This window comes from Achromobacter aegrifaciens, from assembly GCF_902859735.1.
Lineage (GTDB): Bacteria > Pseudomonadota > Gammaproteobacteria > Burkholderiales > Burkholderiaceae_B > Achromobacter > Achromobacter aegrifaciens.
The window spans coordinates 273,204-294,312 of the sequence record NZ_CADIJY010000002.1; the positions used below are offsets into that span (position 1 = coordinate 273,204).

The 21,109-nt window shown below is 67.6% G+C and carries 20 protein-coding genes; 12 read left to right on the forward strand and 8 right to left on the reverse strand.

From position 1 onward, the window contains the following. Positions 1-35 precede the first annotated feature (35 nt). The 4 genes from ubiU (at position 36) to HV766_RS07270 (ending at position 3,200) form a co-directional block, all read left to right on the forward strand. Positions 36-1,052 carry a ubiquinone anaerobic biosynthesis protein UbiU gene (ubiU, locus tag HV766_RS07255; RefSeq protein WP_175160669.1) on the forward strand — a complete coding sequence of 339 codons (1,017 nt, stop codon included), beginning with the start codon at positions 36-38 and terminating at the stop codon, positions 1,050-1,052. Further along, a complete protein-coding gene (locus HV766_RS07260) occupies positions 1,049-1,942 on the forward strand; it encodes a U32 family peptidase (protein WP_175181062.1) in 894 nt (297 codons plus the stop codon). The genes ubiU and HV766_RS07260 overlap by 4 nt, the downstream gene beginning before the upstream one ends. Continuing rightward, positions 1,939-2,361 carry a ubiquinone anaerobic biosynthesis accessory factor UbiT gene (gene ubiT / locus HV766_RS07265; RefSeq protein ID WP_175160671.1) on the forward strand — a complete coding sequence of 141 codons (423 nt, stop codon included), beginning with the start codon at positions 1,939-1,941 and terminating at the stop codon, positions 2,359-2,361. The genes HV766_RS07260 and ubiT overlap by 4 nt, the downstream gene beginning before the upstream one ends. A 122-nt stretch (positions 2,362-2,483) precedes the next feature. Continuing rightward, entirely contained in the window at positions 2,484-3,200 is a 717-nt protein-coding gene (locus tag HV766_RS07270) for an SDR family NAD(P)-dependent oxidoreductase (RefSeq protein ID WP_175180861.1), read from the forward strand. 35 nt (positions 3,201-3,235) lie between these two features. On the opposite strand, the gene HV766_RS07275 is transcribed toward HV766_RS07270, so the two are convergent. Next, entirely contained in the window at positions 3,236-5,398 is a 2,163-nt protein-coding gene (locus HV766_RS07275; protein ID WP_175180862.1) for an ABC transporter permease subunit, read from the reverse strand. A gap of 25 nt (positions 5,399-5,423) precedes the next feature. Continuing rightward, the gene (locus tag HV766_RS07280; protein ID WP_119451162.1) at positions 5,424-6,446 is read right to left on the reverse strand and encodes an amino acid ABC transporter substrate-binding protein; all 1,023 of its coding nucleotides are present in this window, start codon (positions 6,444-6,446) and stop codon (positions 5,424-5,426) included. Positions 6,447-6,614: 168 nt separating this feature from the next. On the opposite strand from HV766_RS07280, the gene HV766_RS07285 reads away from it, so the two are divergent. From HV766_RS07285 to HV766_RS07300, 4 genes are all read left to right on the forward strand, one after another. Next, positions 6,615-7,754 (forward strand): aminotransferase class V-fold PLP-dependent enzyme, encoded by a 1,140-nt coding sequence (locus tag HV766_RS07285; protein ID WP_175180863.1) that lies wholly within the window; start codon positions 6,615-6,617, stop codon positions 7,752-7,754. A 37-nt stretch (positions 7,755-7,791) separates the two neighbouring features. After that, on the forward strand, positions 7,792-9,087 hold the full coding sequence (locus HV766_RS07290; RefSeq protein WP_119451164.1) for an O-acetylhomoserine aminocarboxypropyltransferase/cysteine synthase family protein: 1,296 nt from the start codon (positions 7,792-7,794) through the stop codon (positions 9,085-9,087). 3 nt (positions 9,088-9,090) lie between these two features. Continuing rightward, a complete protein-coding gene (locus tag HV766_RS07295) occupies positions 9,091-9,918 on the forward strand; it encodes an alpha/beta fold hydrolase (RefSeq protein WP_254593285.1) in 828 nt (275 codons plus the stop codon). Positions 9,919-10,041: 123 nt separating this feature from the next. After that, positions 10,042-11,154, forward strand: coding sequence for an acyl-CoA dehydrogenase family protein (locus HV766_RS07300; RefSeq protein ID WP_175180864.1), 1,113 nt, complete (start codon positions 10,042-10,044; stop codon positions 11,152-11,154). 29 nt (positions 11,155-11,183) lie between these two features. Here HV766_RS07300 and HV766_RS07305 read toward each other — a convergent pair whose 3' ends face one another. Both HV766_RS07305 and HV766_RS07310 read right to left on the reverse strand, forming a co-directional pair. Next, positions 11,184-11,648, reverse strand: a complete 465-nt coding sequence (locus tag HV766_RS07305) for a surface-adhesin E family protein (protein WP_054454705.1) — start codon at positions 11,646-11,648, stop codon at positions 11,184-11,186. Positions 11,649-11,767: 119 nt separating this feature from the next. After that, positions 11,768-12,457: a GntR family transcriptional regulator gene (locus HV766_RS07310; RefSeq protein WP_054454703.1), complete on the reverse strand. Its 690-nt coding sequence runs from the start codon at positions 12,455-12,457 to the stop codon at positions 11,768-11,770. Between the two features lie 123 nt (positions 12,458-12,580). On the opposite strand from HV766_RS07310, the gene araD reads away from it, so the two are divergent. The 3 genes from araD to HV766_RS07325 are packed head-to-tail and all read left to right on the forward strand — an operon-like array spanning position 12,581 to position 16,125. Continuing rightward, positions 12,581-14,311, forward strand: a complete 1,731-nt coding sequence (gene araD, locus HV766_RS07315; protein ID WP_175160679.1) for an L-arabinonate dehydratase — start codon at positions 12,581-12,583, stop codon at positions 14,309-14,311. 55 nt (positions 14,312-14,366) lie between these two features. Further along, complete coding sequence (locus tag HV766_RS07320; protein WP_175181063.1) at positions 14,367-15,077, forward strand: ribonuclease activity regulator RraA; 711 nt, start codon at positions 14,367-14,369, stop codon at positions 15,075-15,077. Positions 15,078-15,135: 58 nt separating this feature from the next. Then, positions 15,136-16,125: a Bug family tripartite tricarboxylate transporter substrate binding protein gene (locus HV766_RS07325; protein WP_054454691.1), complete on the forward strand. Its 990-nt coding sequence runs from the start codon at positions 15,136-15,138 to the stop codon at positions 16,123-16,125. A 64-nt stretch (positions 16,126-16,189) separates the two neighbouring features. Here the strand turns inward: HV766_RS07325 and HV766_RS07330 are convergent, their stop codons facing one another. Together HV766_RS07330 and HV766_RS07335 are read right to left on the reverse strand one after the other, a co-directional pair. Then, positions 16,190-17,155: a Bug family tripartite tricarboxylate transporter substrate binding protein gene (locus tag HV766_RS07330; RefSeq protein WP_175180865.1), complete on the reverse strand. Its 966-nt coding sequence runs from the start codon at positions 17,153-17,155 to the stop codon at positions 16,190-16,192. 16 nt (positions 17,156-17,171) lie between these two features. Further along, positions 17,172-18,074 carry a dihydrodipicolinate synthase family protein gene (locus HV766_RS07335; protein ID WP_175180866.1) on the reverse strand — a complete coding sequence of 301 codons (903 nt, stop codon included), beginning with the start codon at positions 18,072-18,074 and terminating at the stop codon, positions 17,172-17,174. Between the two features lie 279 nt (positions 18,075-18,353). Between HV766_RS07335 and HV766_RS07340 the strand changes: the two genes are divergently transcribed. After that, positions 18,354-19,082, forward strand: a complete 729-nt coding sequence (locus HV766_RS07340) for a GntR family transcriptional regulator (protein WP_225596773.1) — start codon at positions 18,354-18,356, stop codon at positions 19,080-19,082. Here HV766_RS07340 and HV766_RS07345 read toward each other — a convergent pair. After that, entirely contained in the window at positions 19,079-20,029 is a 951-nt protein-coding gene (locus HV766_RS07345; protein ID WP_175180867.1) for a PDR/VanB family oxidoreductase, read from the reverse strand. The genes HV766_RS07340 and HV766_RS07345 overlap by 4 nt on opposite strands. A gap of 1 nt (position 20,030) precedes the next feature. Then, positions 20,031-21,095: an aromatic ring-hydroxylating dioxygenase subunit alpha gene (locus tag HV766_RS07350; protein WP_125470383.1), complete on the reverse strand. Its 1,065-nt coding sequence runs from the start codon at positions 21,093-21,095 to the stop codon at positions 20,031-20,033. Positions 21,096-21,109: the final 14 nt, after the last annotated feature.

Consider the following 21,109-nt stretch of genomic DNA (forward strand, 5'->3'; position numbering starts at 1 on the left):
GGCCAGGGGCGTGACGGCCCCATAGACTGGCCGGCATGGAAACTCGAACCTCTCCCCTGGAGCTCGTGGCCCCCGCCGGCAGTCTGGCCGCGCTGAAGGCCGCCATCGATGCCGGCGCCGACACCGTCTACCTCGGGCTCAAGAACGCCACCAATGCCCGCAACTTCGCCGGGCTCAATTTCACCGAAAGCGATATCCGTGCGGGCGTGGAACTGGCCCACAGCCGCGGACGACAGGTGCTGTTCGCCATCAATACCTTTGTGCAGGCCGGACGGGCGCCCGAATGGCGCGCCGCCGTCGACGCCGCCTACGGGCTGGGCGCCGATGCGGTCATCATGGCCGATGCGGGGCTGCTGGCCTATGCCAGTGACCGCTATCCGGACTTGCGCCTGCACCTGTCGGTGCAGGGTTCCGCCACCCATACGGACGCCATCGAACTGATGAAGGAACAGTTCGGCATCCGCCGCGTGGTGCTGCCGCGCGTGCTGACGCTGGCGGAGATCGCGCGCATCTGCACCAACGTCAGCGTCGAGGTCGAGGTGTTCGGCTTTGGCAGCCTGTGCGTCATGGCCGAAGGCCGCTGCCTGTTGTCGTCCTACGCCACCGGCGATTCTCCCAATAACAAGGGCGTCTGTTCGCCCGCGCATGCGGTGCGCTGGTCGGAAGAGAACGGCCGCATGGACGCGCGCCTGAACGGCATCCTGATCGACCGCTACGAGCCGGGTGAGCCCGCCGCCTATCCCACCCTGTGCAAGGGCCGCTTCGACGTCGACGGCCAGGCCGACCATGCGCTGGAGGAACCCACCAGCCTGAACGCCATCGGGCTGTTGCCGCGCCTGGCGGAGATGGGCGTGTCCGCCATCAAGATAGAAGGGCGGCAGCGCAGCCCGGCCTATGTCACCCAGGTGGTGTCGACCTTGCGCGCCGCGCTGGACAGCGCGCATGCGGACGCTTCCCGCTTTTCGCCCCGTCCCGAATGGAACGCCATGCTGGCGCGCCATTCCGAAGGTTCCCAAGTCACGCAAGGCGCATTCGAACGTCCATGGAAATGAAACCTAGCGCGTACCGGATATCGGTCGCACCGTTGCAGTATTACTGGCCGCGCCAGCACACGCTGGATTTCTACGCGTCGCTGGCCGACAGCCCCGCCGACATCATCTACGTGGGCGAAACCGTCTGTAGCCGCAGGCACGAGCTGCGCGCCGAGGACTGGATGGAGCTGGCGCGCGACCTGCGCGCCGCGGGCAAGGCGGTGGTGCTGTCGGGCCGCACGCTGATCGAGACCGGGGCCGAGGCCAGCGCGCTGAAGAAGCTCTGCGGGCAGGACGACTTCATGGTCGAAGCCGGCGAGCTGGGCGCGGTGCGTCACCTGAACGGCCGCGCCTTCGTGGCGGGGCCCCATGTCAACGCCTATCACGGCGGCACCCTGGAATGGCTGGCCGCACGCGGCGCCGCGCGCTTTGTCGCACCGCTGGAAATGGACAGCAAAACGCTGGCTCTTCTGATGGCGGAAAAGCCCGCCGGTCTGGAGACGGAAGTCATGGTCTGGGGCCGCATGGCGCTGGCGTTCTCCGCACGCTGTTTCACGGCGCGTCATTTCCGTTTGAAGAAGGACGACTGCGGCTTTCGCTGCATCGAACATCCGGACGGACTGGACATGCGCACACGGGAGTCGAGCGATTTCCTGGCGATCAACGGCATCCAGGTGCAGTCCGGAGCCTGCCTGGACCTGCTGTCGCAGGCGCCGGCGCTGGCCGCCCTGGGCGTGGAGGTGCTGCGGGTGAGCCCTCAATCGGCCGGCACGCTGGAAGCGATCGCCGCGCTGGATGCGATGCGGCGCGGCCTGGCGCCGATGGAGGCGCGGCCGCCTGCCGGCATGGCCCGCTGCAACGGCTACTTCCATGGCAAGCCGGGCATCGACCTGTTGGAGGCCGTGGCATGAGCGCGGCGATTCAAGTACCGGGCGTGTTCGCCAGGCTGGGGCGGCGTCTGCCTGCGCCGTTCGTCTCGCTGCACTTCACCGCCGGACTGGAACTGGCGCGGCGGCTGAAATGGCTCACACCGCCGGCCGAACTGGAGGGCCGCAGCTTCGGCATCACGGTCGAGGACCTGGGCCTGCGCAGCAGTTTCGCCGTGCGACAAGGCGCTTTTCGCCCGGTATGGAACGGCGCTGCCGCCGAACTGGAACTGGGCGCGAAGCTGGCCGATCTGCTGGCCCTGATGCGTTCGGAAACGGACGCCGATACCTTGTTCTTCCAACGCCGGCTGCGGATCTCCGGCGATACGGAGCTGGGGCTGATCGTCAAGAACTGGCTGGACGCGGCGCCACGGCCGGCGTGGCTGCAGGGCGCGGCGCGTTGACGGCGCAATGCCCGCCGTCGCTTGCGGGCATTGTTTGAATCCGCAAGGGATCGTGCTATACCGGGCGTCGTTGCCGCGGGGGGGCTTGGCGCTTTCCCGGGCGTGATCGGATGGAGGCAGCAATGCGGATCATGGTGGTGGGCGCCAGCAAGGGGCTGGGCAGGGCGTTCGTGGAAGGACTGGGCCAGGATGCCACGCTGATCGTGGGCGTGGCCCGCCGCGCGCCGCCAGACATCACTGTCCCGCCCGGCTGCGAACTGCGCTGGATCGAGGCCGATCTGTCGCAGCCAGTGGCCGCCGTCGAGCAGATCGCGGCGCAGGCCCCGGACGGTCTCGATGCCATCCTCTACAACCTGGGCGTGTGGGAAGAGCACGCATTCAGCGAACACTACGACTTCCTGGCGGACTCGCCCGCGGAGATCGCGCGCATGGTGGACATCAACGTCACCGCGACCATCCTGTTGCTCCAGCGCTTGATCCCGCGCGTCCTCGGTGCGCGCAAACCGCAAGTCATTCTCACTGGTTCGACCTCCGCGTTGGCCGGCAGCGGCCGTCCCGAGGTGACGTTCGGCGCGTCCAAGCACGCGCTGCGGGGTATCGCGGACGCCCTGCGCGAAAGCTTCAGAGCGCGAAGGCTGGCGGTGACCTGCCTGCAATTGGGCTACTTGAACACGGAAGACGGCTTGGGCGTGCCGCGCGACGCGGCCAGCCTGCGGGGAGAGGGCGGCCTGATACCCGTGCACGACGTGGTGACGATGACACGCGCGCTGCTGAATCTGTCCGATGCGTCGTTCGTGCGGGAAATCGTCATGCCGGCGCTGATGGACGAGCGCTTCTGAAGCGGGTCCACCGCGCCAACGGCGTCATGCCGGCCTCAACTGCGGCCGGGCTTGCCTTCCATGGCGCGGGCCACGCGCGATAGGGCCAGGCTGGCGGCGAAGTACAAGGCGGCCACGGCCAGGTAGACTTCGACGTGGTAGGGCCGCCAATCGGTGCCGGCCACCACCGCCTTTGCTGCGCCCAGCACGTCGAACACGCCGATGATGCTGACCAGCGAAGTGTCCTTGACCGCGCCCACGAATACGCCCAGGGCTGCAGGCGCGGCAATGCGGCGGGCCTGCGGCCAGATCACCGAACCGTAGGCCATGGCCGCAGGCATGCCCAGGGCGCGCGCCGCCATCATCTGGCCGGGCGGTATGGCTTGCAGCGCGCCGCGCAGCACCTCGGCCAGCAGGCAGGCGGTGTGCAGCGTCAGGGCGGCCAGCGCCATGGCGAACTTGGACACGCCGCCGCCCAGCAGCATGGGCAGCACGAAGGACGCGAACAACAGCTGTGTCACCAGCGGCACGCCGCGGACGGCCTCGATCAGGCCGGCGGCAGCCAGCGAGGCGGCGCGGTTGTGGCTACGGCGCAATAACGCAAGCGCGAAAGCCAGCGGCACGGCCGCCAGCAGGGCGGAGATGGCCAGAATCAATGTGACGAGCAACCCGCCCCAGCGTTGCGGACCGATGGCGGCGCCGCCCCAGGGCCAGCCGGACAGCGCGCTGATGGCCGCGCCCAGCAGGACGGCGAGCAGGGCCGCACGCGTCGCGGGACGGACACGCGGAGCAGTCAACGCCAGCGCAACTCCGGCGAGCAGGGCTGCGCAGGCGGCCAGCGCGGGCGCCCGGTCGGCCTGGGCCATGGTGCCGAAGAACAGCACTGGCAGGTTCTCGCTCACGGCGGCCCAGCATGCGCCCGCCGCGTTCGCGCATGCTACGGGGTCGCCGCGCCACACCGCGCCGAGCAAGGCCCATTCCAGCAGCCGCCATAGGATCAAGCCCAGGACAGCGGCCAACGCGGTCGATAACAGCCCGCCACGCCAACTGCGGCGTTCGCCCGCAGCGTTCCACGAAGGCCGCTCGCCCAGGCGCGCGCCATGCGTGTCGCCGGGGCCGTGGCGGGTATTGCGCGCGTTCCATGCCGACAATCCGCCGCCCAGCGCCAGCGCCAGGCCCAGATAGACCGTGACGGCCAGCGCGATGCCCTCAAGCGCCAGGCCGGTCTGCGTGATGGCGGTGTTGATCACCGCCATCAATTCCTGATAGCCGATGGCAATGGCCAGGGTGCTGTTCTTCACCAGCGCCAGGCACTGGTTGGCATACGGCGGCAGCGCCACGCGGGCGGCATAGGGTGCTATCACCAGCCGCAGCACGCTGCGGGGCTTCAAGCCTAGCGCCTGCCCGGCCTCCACAAGTCCAACCGGCACGGCGCGCACGGCCGCGCGTGCGATGTCGGCGATGTAGGCCGCATGGAACACCACCAAGCCTATCGTCAGCGCCGCGAATTCTATGCTGGGCTGCCAGCCGCCCTGCAGTCCCAGGCCGCGCCTGACCGGCATATCGATGCGCATGGGCGGCAACAGGACCCACGCGAGCAGCGCGCCGGCCAGCGCGGCATACAGCGCAGGATTGCCCCAGCGGCGTCGGACCAGGCCGCCCAGCGCCAGCGCGGTCACCGTTACGGCCGCGTAGGGCAGCCAACCGTGCACGGCTGGCAGAGCCAATCCGCGATTGGACAGCAGCATGTGCGGCAACGGCGACCACGCCTGGCGCAGATCGGGCAGGCGCAGCAGCAGCCCGTACCAGACGAAAAGTTGCAGCAGGACCGGCGTATTGCGCAAGGGCGCGATGATGGCGGCGGCGCAACGCGCGGCCAACGGGTTGCGCGACATGCGCAACAAGCCCAGTCCCAGGCCCAGCGCCGTCGCCAGCGGGATTGCCACGGCGGCGACGGTCAAGGTGTTGACCAGGCCGGCCGCTATCGACATCCAGTAGGGATCCTCCGGCGTGATATCGAGCAGGCTTTCGGAAATGCGGAAGCCTGCGGGCTGGAACAGGAATCCGAAGCCGCCTTGGATGCCGCGTGCAGTCTGCACCGATTCGATGTGCCAGAGCAGGACCGCGGCCATGCCGCCCAGCGCGAGCGTCCACGCCAACGCTGGCAGCCAGCGTCGCCACGGGCCGGTGGAGGGAAAACGGAGAGCGGTCGCTGCCATGGTCGAGAAAGAGTCGGGGCCAGGATCACTGGAACGGCGGCGAGTACAGCAGCCCGCCCTGGTTCCATTGCGCGTTCAGGCCGCGCTCCAGCTTCAGCGGCGTTGCGGCGCCCAGATTGCGGTTCCAGACTTCGCCATAGTTGCCCACGGCCTTGATGGCGTTGCGGGCCCAGCCTTCGTCCAGCCCGAAGCTCTTGCCTATGCCGGGGTCCACGCCCAGCAGGCGGCGTACCTGGGCATCGCTGCTTTGCGCCTGGTTGTCGGCGTTCTGCGCGGTGATGCCGAGTTCCTCGGCCGCCACCAGCGCGTTGATGGTCCACCGGACGATGGCGGCCCAGTTTGCGTCGTCTTGCCGCACGAAGGGGCCTAGCGGCGATTTGTTGATGCGTTCAGGCAGGATGACGAAGTCGTCGGGTTGGCCGGCTCGCGCCGCGCGGCTGGCGGCCAGGGTGGACGCATCCGACAGGTAGACGTCGCAGCGTCCTGCGTAAAAGGCCTGTTCGAGCTCGACCAGATTCTCGATGACGACCGGACGATAGCTCAGCTTGTGCTTCTTGAAGTAGTCGACCAGGTTCTGCTCGTTGACCGTACCGGGCTGCACGCAGACCTGCGCACCTTCGAGCTCCGTCGCGCTCTTGACACCCAGCTTGCGCGGCACCAGAAAGCCCTGGCCGTCATAGAACACGATGCCGGCGGACGCGATGCCCAAGCCGGCGTCGCGGCTGGAGGTAATCGTGGTGTTGCGGTTCAGCACATCGATCTCGCCCGACTGGAGCGCAGGAAAACGTTGCTGCGAACTCAACGGCACGAAGCGCGTCTTCTCCGGATCGCCGAGCACGGCGGCGGCCAGCGCGCGGCAGAGGTCCGCATCCAGGCCGGTCCAACGGCCTTGCTTGTCGGCGATGGACAAGCCGGCAGATCCCTGGCTCACGCCGCAGACCAGTTCGCCGCGTTTCTTGATGGTCTCGACCGTGCCCGCATGAGCCGCTCCGGCCAGCGCCAGCATCGCCGCCACGCCCGCGATCTTCAGTTGTTGAGTCAAACGCATGCCATTCCTTTGTTTGATGCAGTCCGGAAAGGCAGGAATTCTATGGGTGCTATGACGTTCGGCGAGCGACTATATGGTCATATGGATATAAAAACTAAGCCTTACTCAAATCCGCGTCATATACCTAGAATCGCTGCATGCCAAGTTGAAATGACGGAGCGGTGGCGCATGAGCTGGCAGGACGAATTCAGGCAGTTGTTTCCGATCACGCAAGACCAGGCTTACGCCAACATTGCCTACACCAGCCCGCTGGCGCCCAAGGTGGCCGAGGCGGTCGGCGCATTTTTCCAAGGCATAACCCACGCACGCAGCGACAAGCCCCAGTGGCTGCGGGACGCAGATGCGTTGCGCTTGCGGCTGGCCCGCCTGATCGGCGGCGACGCCAAGCGCCTGGCTTTCACCAAGAACACCACCGAAGGGTTGAACACCGTTGCGCAGGGGCTGGCCTGGCAGGAAGGCGACAACCTGGTGGTGGACGACCAGGAGCATCCCACCAATGCCTTGCCCTGGTTGAACCTGCGGCGCCGTGGCGTCCAGGTGCGCGTGGCGCAGGCGAATTCGCATCGCTACACGGTGGATGACCTTTGGCAGCATGTGGATGCGCGCACGCGGCTGATTGCAGTGTCCTGGGTGCAGTACGGCACTGGCCTGCGCACCGATATCGCCGAACTGGGCAGGCGCTGCGCCGAACGCGGCATCTTTCTGGTCGTCGACGGGATTCAGGGCGCGGGGCTGTTGCGCGTCAACGTGGATGAATGGGGCGTGGATGCCTTTGCTTGCGGCGCGCATAAGGGCATGCTTGGACCGCTGGGCGTGGGCCTGCTGCATGTATCGCCCCGGCTGCTCGAAGCCCTGGATCCGCTGTATATCGGACCTTCCGGCGTCAACACGCTGGATAAATCCGGACTGCAATGGCAGGTGGGCATCGCCGATGCTACTGACGCCCGCAGGCTCGAATCGGGCAACCTGAACTATCCGGGCATCGCGGGCTGGGCCGGCGCGCTGGACCTGATCGAAGGCGCGCGGCCCGAACGTATCGAGCCCTGGGTGCTGGAGCTTTCGGAAGCGCTGAGCACCGGCTTGCGCGGAGTGGGCCTGCAGGTCGCGTCACCGGCCGGTCCGGAATTCCGCAGCACGACGACGGCGCTGCGCGTGCCGGATCCCGCGGCCGCGCTGGCGCATCTGACACAATCCGGGATCGTGGCCAGCATAGTGGAGTATGGTTACGTGCGCTTGTCCGTCGGCGCCTATAACAATCATGCGGACGTGGAACGCATACTGCGCGCAGCGCGGACGCTTCCCGTCTGAGAAGAATCATTGATAAGCAACACTTCAGGAGATACTGATGACCGAAGCGAAGAAGCCTCAGTGGCGGCTTGAAACCGTGGCCGTGCATGGCGGCTACCGCCCCGATCCGACCACGCGCGCCGTGGCCGTGCCCATCTACCAGACCGTGGCCTACGCGTTCGACGACACGCAGCACGGCGCCGACCTGTTCGACCTCAAGGTGCCGGGCAATATCTACACCCGCATCATGAACCCGACCACCGACGTGCTGGAGCAGCGCGTGGCGGCCCTGGAGGGCGGCATCGCCGCGCTGGCGCTGGCCTCGGGCCAGGCCGCGGTGACCTACGCCATCCTGACCATTGCCGAGGCGGGCGACAACATCGTGTCGTCCAGCACGCTGTACGGCGGCACCTACAACTTGTTCGCGCACACGTTGCCGCAATACGGCATCACCACGCGTTTCGCGAATCCTTCCGACCTGGCCGCCTTCGAGGCCCAGATCGACGACCGCACCAAGGCCATCTTCGCGGAATCCGTGGGCAATCCGCTGGGCAACATCACCGACATCGCCGCCTTGGCCGACCTGGCGCACCGCCACGGCCTGCCGCTGATCGTCGACAACACCGTGCCGTCGCCGTACCTGCTGCGTCCCATCGAGCACGGCGCCGACATCGTGGTGCAGTCGCTGACCAAGTACCTGGGCGGCCACGGCACCAGCCTGGGCGGCGCCATCATCGACTCGGGCAAGTTCCCGTGGGCCGAGCACAAAGAGCGCTTCAAGCGCCTGAATACGCCGGACGTCAGCTACCACGGCGTGGTCTACACCGAAGCCTTTGGTCCGGCCGCCTACATCGGCCGCGCCCGCGTGGTGCCGCTGCGCAACACCGGCGCGGCGATCTCGCCCTTCAACTCGTTCCAGATCCTGCAAGGCATCGAGACCCTGGCGCTGCGCGTGGACCGCATCGTCGAGAACACCGTCAAGATCGCCAAGTACCTGCGCGAACATCCGAAGGTCGAGTGGGTCAACTACGCCGGCCTGCCGGACCATCCCGACCACGCGCTGGCGCAGAAGTACCTGGGCGGCAAGGCGCCCGGGCTCTTCACCTTCGGCGTGAAGGGCGGCCGCGAGGCCGGCGCGCGCTTCCAGGACGCACTGCAGCTGTTCACCCGCCTGGTCAATATCGGCGACTCCAAGTCGCTGGCCACGCACCCCGCATCCACCACGCACCGCCAGCTCAATCCCGAAGAGCTGCAGAAAGCCGGCGTGCGCGAGGAAACCGTGCGCCTGTCGATCGGCATCGAGCATATCGACGACCTGCTGGCGGATCTGGATCAGGCGCTGGCGCAGGTGTAAGCCATGACGATGCTTCCCCGCAGAACCTTGTTGAAGCTGGCCGCGGGCTTGCCCGCGCTGGCAGCCGCGGGAGCGGCCGGGGCGGCAGCCCCGGCTGCCCCGGCCGCAAAGGCCCGCAACTATGTCCTGGCCCACGGCTCATGGCATGGCGGCTGGTGCTGGCGTCCGGTGGCGGACCGCCTGCTGGCGGCCGGCCACCGCGTGTACGCGCCCAGCTACACCGGCATGGGCGACCGCGCCCATCTGCTGAGCAAGAACATCACCATCGACACCTTTGTCGAGGACCTGGTCCAGGTCATCGATACCCAGGAACTGAAGGACGTGATCCTGGTGGGCCATAGCTTCGGCGGCATCCCGATCACGGGCGTGGCCGACCGGATTCCGCAGCGGCTGGCGCATCTGGTGTACTTCGACGCCATCGTGCTGCAAAGCGGCCAGAATGCATTCTCGGTGTATCCGAAGGCGGATGCCGACGCGCGCATCGCCGCAGCCTCGAAGGCCACCGATGGACTGGCCGTGCCGATTCCCGATCCGCTGCCGGCGGCCTGGGGATTCACGCCGGGCAGCGCGGACCATGATTGGGTCAAGCGCCGCCTGACCGCCCATCCGCTGGCCAGCTACACCACGCCACTGAACCTGAAGCACCCCATCGGCAATGGCGTGGCCCGCACCTACATCCATTGCACCCAGCCCGAGCTGGCCGTGCTGGATGAATCGCGCAAGCTGGTGCAGTCCCAAGCGGGCTGGAACTGGGTCGACATCGCCGCGCCGCACGAAGCCCACATCACGCATCCGGCCTTGCTGGCGGATCTGCTGCTGGGCCTGGCCTGAGCCGGCACGGCCAGGATGGGCGGCTGATACGGTCGCCCGGGCATCGCAGTTTGCGGGCATCATGCGGGATTGCGCCGGGCCGCCAGTGCCCGCGCGTCCGATGCCGACCCGCAGGAGACCTCCATGGCCCGTCCGACCGTCCACGCCGCGCTGCCCGCGGATCTGCAAGCCTGGCTGCGACAGCATGCCGATGCGCTGGACGACGGCAGCATGGATGCGGCGGTAGTGTTGCCGCAACTGGCTGCCGCCGACGTGTTGCGCCATGGCGTGCCCGTGGCGCAGGGCGGCTTGCCAGACACGGATATCGGCGACGCGATCGAAATGATCGCGCAATTGGCGGAGCTTTCCGTTGCCGGGGCCTTCGTGGCCTGGAGCCAGCGAGTCTTCATCGAGTATCTGCTGCGCAGCCCCAACAAGGCTCTTGCGGAAGCCTGGCTGGCGCCGCTGCTGAAGGGTGAGCAGGCCGGTGCGACCGCGCTGTCGAACGCCATGAAGTTCCTGAGCGGCATCGAGTCGCTGCAGATCGCCGCGCGCGAGGCGGACGGCGCGTGGGTGCTGGACGGCCGGATGCCCTGGGTCACCAATCTGCGGCCCCAGGGCTTCCTGGTGGCCGCCGCTGTTGCCGCGCCCGATGGAACGCCGGCGGTGGTCGCGCTGCCGCATGGCATCGCGGGACTTGCCCGCAGCCCGGACCTGCCTTTGTTGGCGCTGCAATCGACCCACACCGCGGCGCTGGACCTGCGCGGCGTGCGCATGGGTCCCGAATGGATCATCCATCCTGATGCGCGCGAGTATCTGCCCCAGGCCAGGCCGGCCTTTGCGGGCATGCAATGCGGCCTGTCCATCGGCCTGGCGCGGGGCGCTTTGCGCGCCGCGCAACAGGCAGGGCAGGGCCTGGCCTCGCGCGGCATCCTGGGCCAGCCGCTGCAAGCGCTGGAGACGCAGTTGCACGCGCTGACGGCGGGTTTGATCGATGGGGTGCGCAGCGGGAGCTTCGTCTCGCAGCCCTGGCGGCTGTTCGAGCTCCGCATCGCCTTGGCCGAAGCGGCCCAGCAGGCGGTGCAGCTGGAACTGCAGGCCAGCGGCGGCGCGGCCTATCTGCGGCCGGCTGGCGCAGGCTTTGCGCGGCGCTGGCGGGAAGCGGCATTCCTGCCCATCGTCACGCCCAGCCTGGTGCAATTGAAGACGGAGCTGGCCAAGCGCCAGGCGCGGCTGGCGGCCGAAGCGGGTGGATAGCGGCGCGGCGAGGCCGCGACGGCCGGGTCTTATCGCCGTATGCCTTTGCCATTGACCGGGCAGACAATCTCGCGCAGCTTGCGCTGCACGGGGTCTTGCGCGATTGGCGCATTGCGGATGCCGGGCGGAGGCAGGGACTCGACGATGGGGCCGGTGGCGTTCTCGCCCGCATGGTGCACGACCTGGCTGACGGTATAGGTGCCGGCGGTGCAGTTCATGGTGACCGGCTGGATCACGGAGCGGTAGGGTTGCCCGTTGGCGGCGGAAATCTTGGGCTGGGCGTAGAACCAGGCTACGTTCACGGCCATCACGGCCGGGCGCTCCGATACCACCTTGATCGACGCGCTGTCGTAGAACACGCCAGGCATGGCTTGGGGGTCCAACGGCAGCCAGGCTGCTGCGGCGGACGGCATGTCGCCGGGCGGCGCGGCCTGCGCGGGGTGGACCCAGGCGGTCACGGCCAGGGCGATCAGGAATGCGTGCCTTGCGGTCATTGGTGTTTTCCGGTGGTGGCGCGGCGCGCCGGCGCCAGGCTTGTGGCCATGGCGTGTACCTGATCATACCGGGCAGGGCGCGTGCGCGCGGAGCGAATACGTCCGAGGGGCGGCGGGGCCTAAGCCGTCAACACATATTCCGGATAGCGCCTGCAGATCTCGGCTACTTGGCTGAGGGTGCCCGAAAGGTGTTCCCGCAGCACCTGCTGGGCGCGCTGCGGGTTCTGCGCGACGATGGCGTCCAGCAGGCGCTGGTGGTCGTCCAGGATGCGCTCGGCCTTGCCGGCCTCGGGCAGGTGCAGGCGGCGCAAGCGGTCCAGGTGGCCGCTGTAGCGTTGCGCCAGTTCCCACAGCCGGGTCACGCCGGCGGCTTCGTGCATGTCGCGGTGGAAGGCCTGGTCGGCGTCGATGAAGCGCTGGTACTGGCTGCTGGCGTGGCTGGCGCGCTGCAGGTCGATGCTGGCCTGCAGGCGCTGGAAGAGCTGCGGATCCGGGCGCTGCGCCAGCATCTGCACGATCTCGAGCTCCAGCGAGCGGCGCAGGAAATGCGCCTCGCGGGCGGCGTCCACATCGATGCGGCTGACCACCGTGGTGTGCTGCGGATAGATCTCGACCAGCGCTTCCTCGGCCAGCCGCATCAGCGCGTCGCGGATCGGGGTCTGGCTCAGGCCGTAGGTTTCCGCCAGCGTGATGCGCGACAGGGGCGTGCCCGGAGCCAGTTCCAGGGACACGATCTGTTCGCGTAGATGTTCGAAGACCTGAGGCGCGGCGTGGCGCGAACGGTCCAGTCTGAGCTTGGTGCTTTGCATCGGGTCGCGTGCGGAGTTGGGCCTGAAGAGTAACGGAGTTTAGCGGGTTTTTACCTAGCTGACGCACTAATGTATTAGTGTTTAAATGGCCCGGTCAACATTGCGAAAGACCGCCTCACCCCTATGAAACGCTCCTACGAAAGCCTGCGCAGCGCCGCCTGGATGGCCCGGGACGACCTGCGTTCCTTCGGCCACCGCTCCCGCATGATGCAGATGGGCTATGGCCCCGACGACTGGGCGGGCCGCCCGGTCATCGCCATCATCAACACCTGGTCGGACCTTAATCCCTGCCACAGCCACTTCAAGCAGCGCGTCGAGGACGTCAAGCGCGGCGTGTTCCAGGCGGGCGGGTTTCCGGTGGAGCTGCCCGCGATTTCGGTATCGGAATCCTTCGTCAAGCCGACCACCATGCTGTACCGCAACTTCCTGGCCATGGAGACCGAAGAGCTGCTGCGCAGCCATCCGGTCGACGGCGCGGTGCTCATGGGCGGCTGCGACAAGACCACGCCGGGTCTCATCATGGGCGCGGTCAGCGCCGGGCTGCCTTGCGTCTACGTGCCCGCCGGCCCCATGCTGCGCGGCAACTGGAAGGGCAAGATCCTCGGGTCCGGGTCGGATGCCTGGAAGCTCTGGGACGAGCGCCGCGCCGGCAAGATCACGCAGGAGCAATGGACCGAGGTCGAGGGTGGCATCGCCCGCAGCTACGGCACCTGCATGACCATGGGCACGGCCAGCACCATGACCGCCATCGCCGAAGCCATAGGCATGACGCTTCCGGGCGCCTCCTCGATCCCGGCGGCGGACGTCAACCATATGCGCATGTCCGCCGAATGCGGCCGGCGCGTGGTGGAGATGGTCTGGGAGGACCTGACGCCGCAGCGCATCCTGAGCCTGGCCTCCTTCAAGAACGCCATCAACGTGGCGATGGCCATGGGCTGCTCCACCAATGCCATCGTGCACCTGGTCGCCATGTCGCGCCGCGCCGGCTGCGCCGTGGGCCTGGACGACTTCGACGCCGCCAGCCGCAAGGTCCCGGTGATCGCCAACATCCGGCCCAGCGGTGACACCTATCTGATGGAAGACTTCTTCTACGCGGGCGGGCTGCCGGCGCTGATGTCGCGGCTGCAGGACCATCTGGATCCGTCCGCCATGACAGTCACCGGCAAGACCCTGGGCGAGAACATCGCCGGCGCCGAGGTCTACAACGACGACGTGATCCGCCCGCTGGACCAGGCCATCTACGACGAAGGCGCGCTGGCCGTGCTGCGCGGCAATATCGCGCCGGACGGCTGCGTCATCAAGCCCAGCGCCTGCGCGCCGCAGTACCTGCGCCACACCGGGCCGGCCCTGGTGTTCGACGACTACCCCAGCATGAAGGCCGCGGTGGACGACGAGAACCTGGACGTCACGGCCGACCACATCATGATCCTGCGCAATGCCGGACCCCAGGGCGGTCCCGGCATGCCGGAGTGGGGCATGCTGCCCATTCCGACCAAGCTGGTGAAGCAGGGCGTGCGCGACATGCTGCGCCTGTCCGACGCCCGCATGAGCGGCACCAGCTACGGCGCCTGCATCCTGCACGTGGCGCCGGAAAGCTATATCGGGGGCCCGCTGGCCCTGGTGAAGACGGGCGACCTGATCACCGTCGACGTGCCCGCGCGCAGCATCCACCTGAACGTCAGCGACGAAGAACTGGCCGCGCGCCGCGCCGCCTGGACGCCGCCGCCCCGGCGCTACGAGCGCGGCTACGGCTGGATGTACTCGAAGCACATCCTGCAAGCCAACGACGGCTGCGATTTCGATTTCCTGGAAACCGCTTTCGGCGCGCCCGTGCCCGAACCCGAGATCTTTTAAAGCGTCATCCGCGCCCATCCCACCGTCTTCAGAATACGGAGCCATCGTGTCCCAAATGAATCCCGAAACCCGCGCCCGCCTGGCCGGCGTCAGCACCGCCACCCTGTGCACGGCCTTGTTCAAGCGCGGCCTGCGCAACCAGTTCATCCAGGACGTGCGTCCACTGAACGCCACGCTGCCCAATATGGTCGGCCCGGCGTTCACCCTGCGCTACATCCCCGCGCGCGAGGACCTGAACACCATCAAGGTGTTCGAAGACCGCGCCCATCCGCAGCGCGTTGCAGTCGAGACCTGCCCTGAAGGCGCGGTGCTGGTCATGGACAGCCGCAAGGACGCGCGCGCGGCTTCCGCCGGTTCCATCCTGGTGACGCGGCTGATGAAGCGCGGCGTGGCTGGCGTGGTGACGGACGGCGGCTTTCGCGATTCGCCCGAGATTGCCGAACTGGGCTTTGCCGCCTATCACCAGCGGCCTTCGGCGCCCACCAACCTGACCCTGCACCAGGCCTTGGATATCAACGCACCCATCGGCTGCGGCGACGTGGCGGTGTGGCCGGGCGACATCGTCGTGGGCGACCGCGAGGGCGCGGTGGTGATCCCCGCCCACCTGGCCGACGAGATCGCCATCGAGGCCGTGGAGATGACGGCCTTCGAGGACTTCGTGACCAGCGAGGTGCAGCTGGGCGCATCCATCCTGGGGTTGTATCCGCCCACGGATCCCGGCACCAAGGACAAGTTCGCCGCATGGCGCAAGCAACAGGGCCGCTGAGCCTTGCCGCCGGCTCAGCCGGCAACCCCATAAGTCAAACAAGAGGCAGGAGACAACCATGAACACGCAACGACGCGGCGCGCTGGCCGCGCTGCTGGCCGCCGCCATGCTGGGCACGTTGGCGGCGCCCGCGCAGGCCGCCGACTGGCCCGCGCAGAAGCCGATTTCCTATGTGGTGCCGTTCACCGTGGGCGGTTCGACCGACGTGGTGGGCCGGGTGCTGGCCCAGAAGCTGGGCGACCGCCTGCATCAGAACGTCATCGTCGAGAACAAGCCCGGCGCCGCGGGCGGCATCGGCGCGACCTATGTGGCCAAGGCGCCGCCGGATGGCTACACCCTGTTCGGCGGCACCATCAGTACGCACGCCATCAATGCCAGCCTGTACAAAAACCTGAAGTACGACCCGGTCAAGGATTTCGAGCCGGTTTCGCTGATCGCCTACCTGCCCAACGTATTGCTGGTGGATCCGAACCTGGGCGTTAATTCCGTGGCCGACCTGATCGCGCTCTTGAAACGCGATCCTTCCAAGCGCACCTTCGCGTCCTCGGGCGCCGGCACCTCCACGCACCTGGCGGGTGAACTGTTCTCCAGCATGATAGGGGTGCCGCTCACGCACGTGCCGTACAAGGGCACGCCGCCCGCCATGGTCGACGTGTCCTCGGGCGCGGTGACCTTCATGTTCGACCAGATGACGGCGGCGTTGCCCCTGCTGCAGACCGGCAAGCTCAAGCTCCTGGCCGTGACCACCAAGGACCGCATCGCCTTGGCGCCGGAGGTGCCGACCATGCAGGAGGCCGGCGTGCCGGGCTTCCAGATGGCGTCCTGGCAGGCGGTGTACGCGCCCAAGGGCACGCCCAAGCCCATTCTCGACAAGCTGTCGCAGGAAATCGCGGTGATCCTGAAAGAGCCGGACGTGCAGGAGAAGCTGGGCAAGACCATGGGCATGGAACTGGTCGGCAGCACGCCTGAACAGCTGCGCGACCTGATGGCGACGGAGATCCCGCGCTGGGCGGAAGTGGTGAAGAAGTCGGGCGCGACGGTCGAGTAAGCGGATCGGGCAAAGGGGGGACGGCATATCGGCGCCGTCCCCGCCGCCGCTCAGGATGTCACCATCAGGGCTTCAAGTTCAGCTTCGGCACCAACGCCTTGAACGCCTCTTCCTGGCGCGCCACGTCGGCCGTGAATTGCGGCTGGTCGGCATAGGAGGGCGTCAGGTTCTGCTTGCGCATCAGCGTCTGGAAGTCCTGCGATTGCGCGACTTGGCGGGCCGCGGTGCGCCATTTTTCAACCGCGTCCGCGGGCGTGGCCTTGGGCAGGCCGATGCCGCGCCAGACGCTGAATTGCAGGTCCGCGCCTTTTTCCTTCATGGTCGGGACGGAGGGCAGGTTGTCCAGGCGCTTGGGCGCCATGACCGCCAGGGTGCGCAGCTTGCCGGTTTCCACGTGCTGCTGCAGTTCGGCGTAGGCAACCGTGGTGGCCTGCACGTCGCCCGCCAGGAGACCCATGATGGCCGGGGCCGAGCCCTGGTAGGGCACGTGCACGAACTTCACGCCAGCCTGTTCGCCCAGCGCCGCCGCCGCCATGTGCGGCACCGTGCCGATTCCGGCGTTGGACACGGCGACGCGTTCGGGATTCTTCTTGGCGTCCGCCAGGAATTCCTCCACCGTCTTCCAGGGCGCATCGGCGCGTACCGTGACCGACGAGGGATCGTCGGTGAAGCGGGCGATGGGCTGGAAGTCGCCGACCGTGGTCTTGCCTATGCCCATCAGGGGCACCACCAGCATTTCAGGCGTCATCAGCACCAGCCGGTAGCCGTCGGGCTGCGCGTTGGCCACGTAGGCCCAGCCGATGGAGCCGCTGGCGCCCGGCTTGTTGATCACCACCGTGGGCTGCGCCAGCATGGGCGGGCGCACCGCCTCGGCGATGGCGCGCGCGGTGTTGTCGCTGCCGCCGCCGGGCTGGTAGGCGACCACCAGTTCCATCGAGCGGGCGGGGTAGTCCGCGGCGTGCGCGGCGGACAGGACGGAAACTGCGGACAGGGCGCTGAAGGCCAGCGCGGACAGGCGGTATGGGCGCATGGTGGCGGCTCCGGTATCAGTAGCCCAGGGCGGAAAGATCCGCGAGCGTCTGTTTGGTGATGGCGATGGTGCGTTCGCGTTCGGCCCCGGCCAGGTCCAGGCGCGGCGGCTTGACGGTTTCGGCGCTGCCGGTGATCAGGTGCTCGGCCAGCTTGATGTGCTGCACCAGCTTGACCACCGTGTCCAGGTGGAACAGCGGCGTCAACGCGGCGTAAAGCTTGCGGGCCCGCACGAAATCGCCCTCGACGGCCAGTTTCAGCAGGTCGACCGAGGCGCGGGGCACGGCGTTGGCCATACCCGACACCCAGGCCGTCACGCCCAGCGCGGCGCTTTCCAGGATCAGGTCATCCACGCCGCAGACCACGGCAAGACGGTCGCCGAAGCGCGTGATCAGGTCGGTCACGCGGGTGGTGTCGTAGGACTCTTCCTTGATGGCGACGATGGTCGGCTCTTCCAGCAATTCGGCCACCAGGTCCGGGGTCAGGTCCACGCCGTAGCCGCGCGGATTGTTGTAGAGCAGGATGGGCAGGGCGCTGGCGCGCGCCACCTCGCGATAGAAGGCCACGGTCTCGCGGCCGTCGGACTTGTAGGTCAGGCCGGGGAACACCATCAGGCCATTCACGCCGATGCGCTCGGCTTCCCGCGCGAAGGCCGCGGCGCGGGCGGTGCCGGTTTCCGCCACGCCGGAAATCACCGGCACACGGCCGCGCACGGTGTCGACGGCGGTGCGCAGCACCTGCAGTTTTTCTTCGGGCGAGAGCTGGGCGTTTTCGCCCACCATGCCCATCATCACGACGCCGCCCACGCCGTTCTCGATCAGCCGTTCCAGTCCCTGGCGGATGGCCTCCAGATCCAGCGAAAAATCGGGTTTCAGCTTGGTGGTGGCGGCGGGAAATACGCCTTGCCATTGAATGCTCATGCTGCGGCTCCTGATGCGTGATCCATCCGGTGCAATCCGGTTGGATAGTGGTGATTGGATATTGGATCCAAAAATATGGGGCTTAAAAAAACGAGGCTCGGGCCTCGGTCCGTCGCCCTTGGGGGCGCCGGCTTGAACTGGATCATGGATCCAATATACTCACATTAAAAGGGCTGCGGGTAGCGGCTGTCTCTCGGGGTTTTCCTGGGCATGGCGGCCCTGTTTTCCGCCCAGTCCTGCCGTGCCGCCCCCGCCGCACGGTGCAACCAGGCAGGTTTCATGTCCCAGAATTCGCCGCTTTCCGCTTCCAATCCGTCCCGTTCCCAGACCGCCAGCCCCGGCCGCCTCGTGCGCAAGACCGCCGTCGAACTGGTGGTCGACGAACTGCGCGACCGCATCCTGTCCGGCGCGATTCCCCCCGGTTCCGCGCTGCGCCAGGAACTGTTCGCCGAGGAACTGGGGGTGAGCCGCCTGCCTGTGCGCGAGGCCATCCGCCAGCTCAGCGCCGAAGGACTGATCGACATGATCCCGCATCGCGGCGCCTACGTTTCCATGCTGTCGCGCGCCGAGGTGCAGGAGTTCTTCGACATCCGCCTGCGGCTGGAGCCGTGGCTGTTGCGCCTGGCCGTGCAGCAGCATCAGACGCAGGATCTGGATCTGGCGAGCCAGGTGGTGGCGCAGATGGACACGGCCGAGCCTGAGCAATGGGGCCGCCTGAACTGGCAGCTGCATGAACTGCTGTACCGCTCGGCGCAACGTCCCGCCGCGCTGGCCATGGTGCGCGCGCTGCATGAAAAATCCGAACGCTATTTCCGCTTCCAGATCGTCAACGCGCCGATCCGCCAGCAAGCCCACGACGAGCACAGCGAACTGATCGCGCTCGCCCGGCAGGGGCGGGCCGAAGACGCCGAGGCCGCGCTGGAGCGGCACATCGGCGAAGCCGCCGAGCAGATACTCGCCATCGTCGACCATCTGCTGGATGCGTCGGCGCTGCAGGAACCTGCCTAGACGTCCAGCTCCAGCGTGCCGCAGCCGCGCGACACGCAGACCATCATGCTGCGGTTGGCGGCGCGTTCCTCGTCGCTGAGCACGTAGTCGCGGTGGTCGACCTTGCCGGACAGCACGCCGGCTTCGCAGCTGCGGCACAGGCCTTCCCGGCAAGAGTACGGCCAGGCGACGCCGGCCGCTTCCAGCACATCCAGCACCGACTTGTCCGCGGGCACTTCGTGGCAGCCGCCGCTGCGCGCGAGCCGCACGGCAAAGCTTGAACCGGGCTCGGCCGCAGCAGGCGCGCTGGCGGAAAAGCGCTCGAAATGCACGCGCGCCGCGGCGATTCCGCCGCGTTCGCAGGCCGTGGCCACGGCATCCATCAACGGCCCGGGGCCGCAGCAATAGACATGCAAGCCTGGTTCCCCCAGCGCGCCCAGATAGGCGTCGAGGTCGCAGCGCGCGCCGCCTTGTTCGCTGTCGACATGCAGCGTCACTCGTTCGCCGTGCAAGGCCAGTTCAGACAGGTAGGCTGCCGCGTCGCGGTCGCGCACGCAGTACAGCAGCCGCCAGGGCTCGCCGCGCCTGACGCTTGCATGGATCATGCTGAGGATGGGCGTGATGCCTATGCCGCCCGCGATGAAGACATGGCCGGCGGCCTGCGCATGCAGCCCGAACAATTGCCTGGGCTCGCCGATATCCACCAGGTCGCCCTCGCGCAGCTGTTCATGGATGTAGCGCGAACCGCCGCGCGTCGCGGCCGCCAGGCCGATGCCCAGCCGGTACACGCCCAGTTCCGCCGGGTCGCCGCAAAGGGAATACTGCCTGACCAGGCCATTGCCCAACGCCACATCCACATGCGCGCCGGCCTCGAAGGCCGGCAGCATGGCGCCGTCAGGACTGCGCAGCGTCAGGCCGAGCACGCCGCGCGCCTCGCGCACGATGCGGCTGATGACTAGCCGGCGCATTTCAGGCCACCGCCTGCGCAGGGCGCACGCCGGACGCGCCGGCTGCCTGCTGCTCTTCTTCGATGCGGCGCGCCACCACCCAGCGGAACTGGGACAGCGCGGCGTCGATGGACAGCGGCACCATCTTGAAGTCGGGCGCCAGGGACAGCGAGCGCTGCTGCGCGGTGATGATGTCGCGGTCTTCGTCGAAGGCATCCACCACACTCTGGTGGATGGAGGCAGTGACCTCGGGCCGGTCGATCGAGAAGTTGTGCGGATGCGCGAAGAAGTAGTGCGTCGAGGTTTCGGTTTCGGGCGTCAGGGCCTGGCAGCCGCGGAATTCGATCGCGCCGGCGCGGTTTCCTTCTTGTGCGCCGTCTCCGGCCGGGGCCATGCCCGAGTCCATCAGCAGAATGCCGGGCAGGGTGAAGTTGTAGATGTTCCAGCGGTCCACCAGGCCTGGCCATTCGCGGACTTTCTTGGCAAAGGCCGGCGCTTCGGTATTGAGCGTCCAGCGCGTGATGCGCACGCCGTCGGGCAGCCGGTCGACCTTGGGCGAGACCGAGGCATAGTCCTCGCTGCCGCCCAGCGTGGTCGGGTGTACGAAGGGCAGGTGGGAGAAGTCCAGCAGGTTGTCTGCGATCAGCAGATAGTTGACGTCATAGTGGATATAGCCGTCCAGGCTGCGCCAATCGGGATGATCCAGCCATTGGGTGTCGGGGATGAGGGCCGGATCCGCGCGTTCCGGATCGCCCATCCAGATCCAGATCCAGCGGTGCCGCTCCACCACGGGAAAGGTCCGCACCCGGGCCTGAGGCGGAATGCGCGCCTGCGCCGGGGCCTCGACACAGGCGCCGCTGGGATCGAACTTCAGGCCGTGGTACATGCAGCGCACGCAGTCGCCTTCGCGCCGTCCCACTGACAAGGGCGCGCCGCGATGGCAGCAGCGGTCTTCCAGCGCCACCAGCCGGCCGGCGCCGTCGCGGTACATCAGCACGGGCACGCCGGTGATGGTACGAGAGAACAGGCCGTCGGCGCTGACTTCCTGGTCCCAGGCGGCGACGTACCAGGTGTTTTTGATGAACATGGATGAGCTCCTTG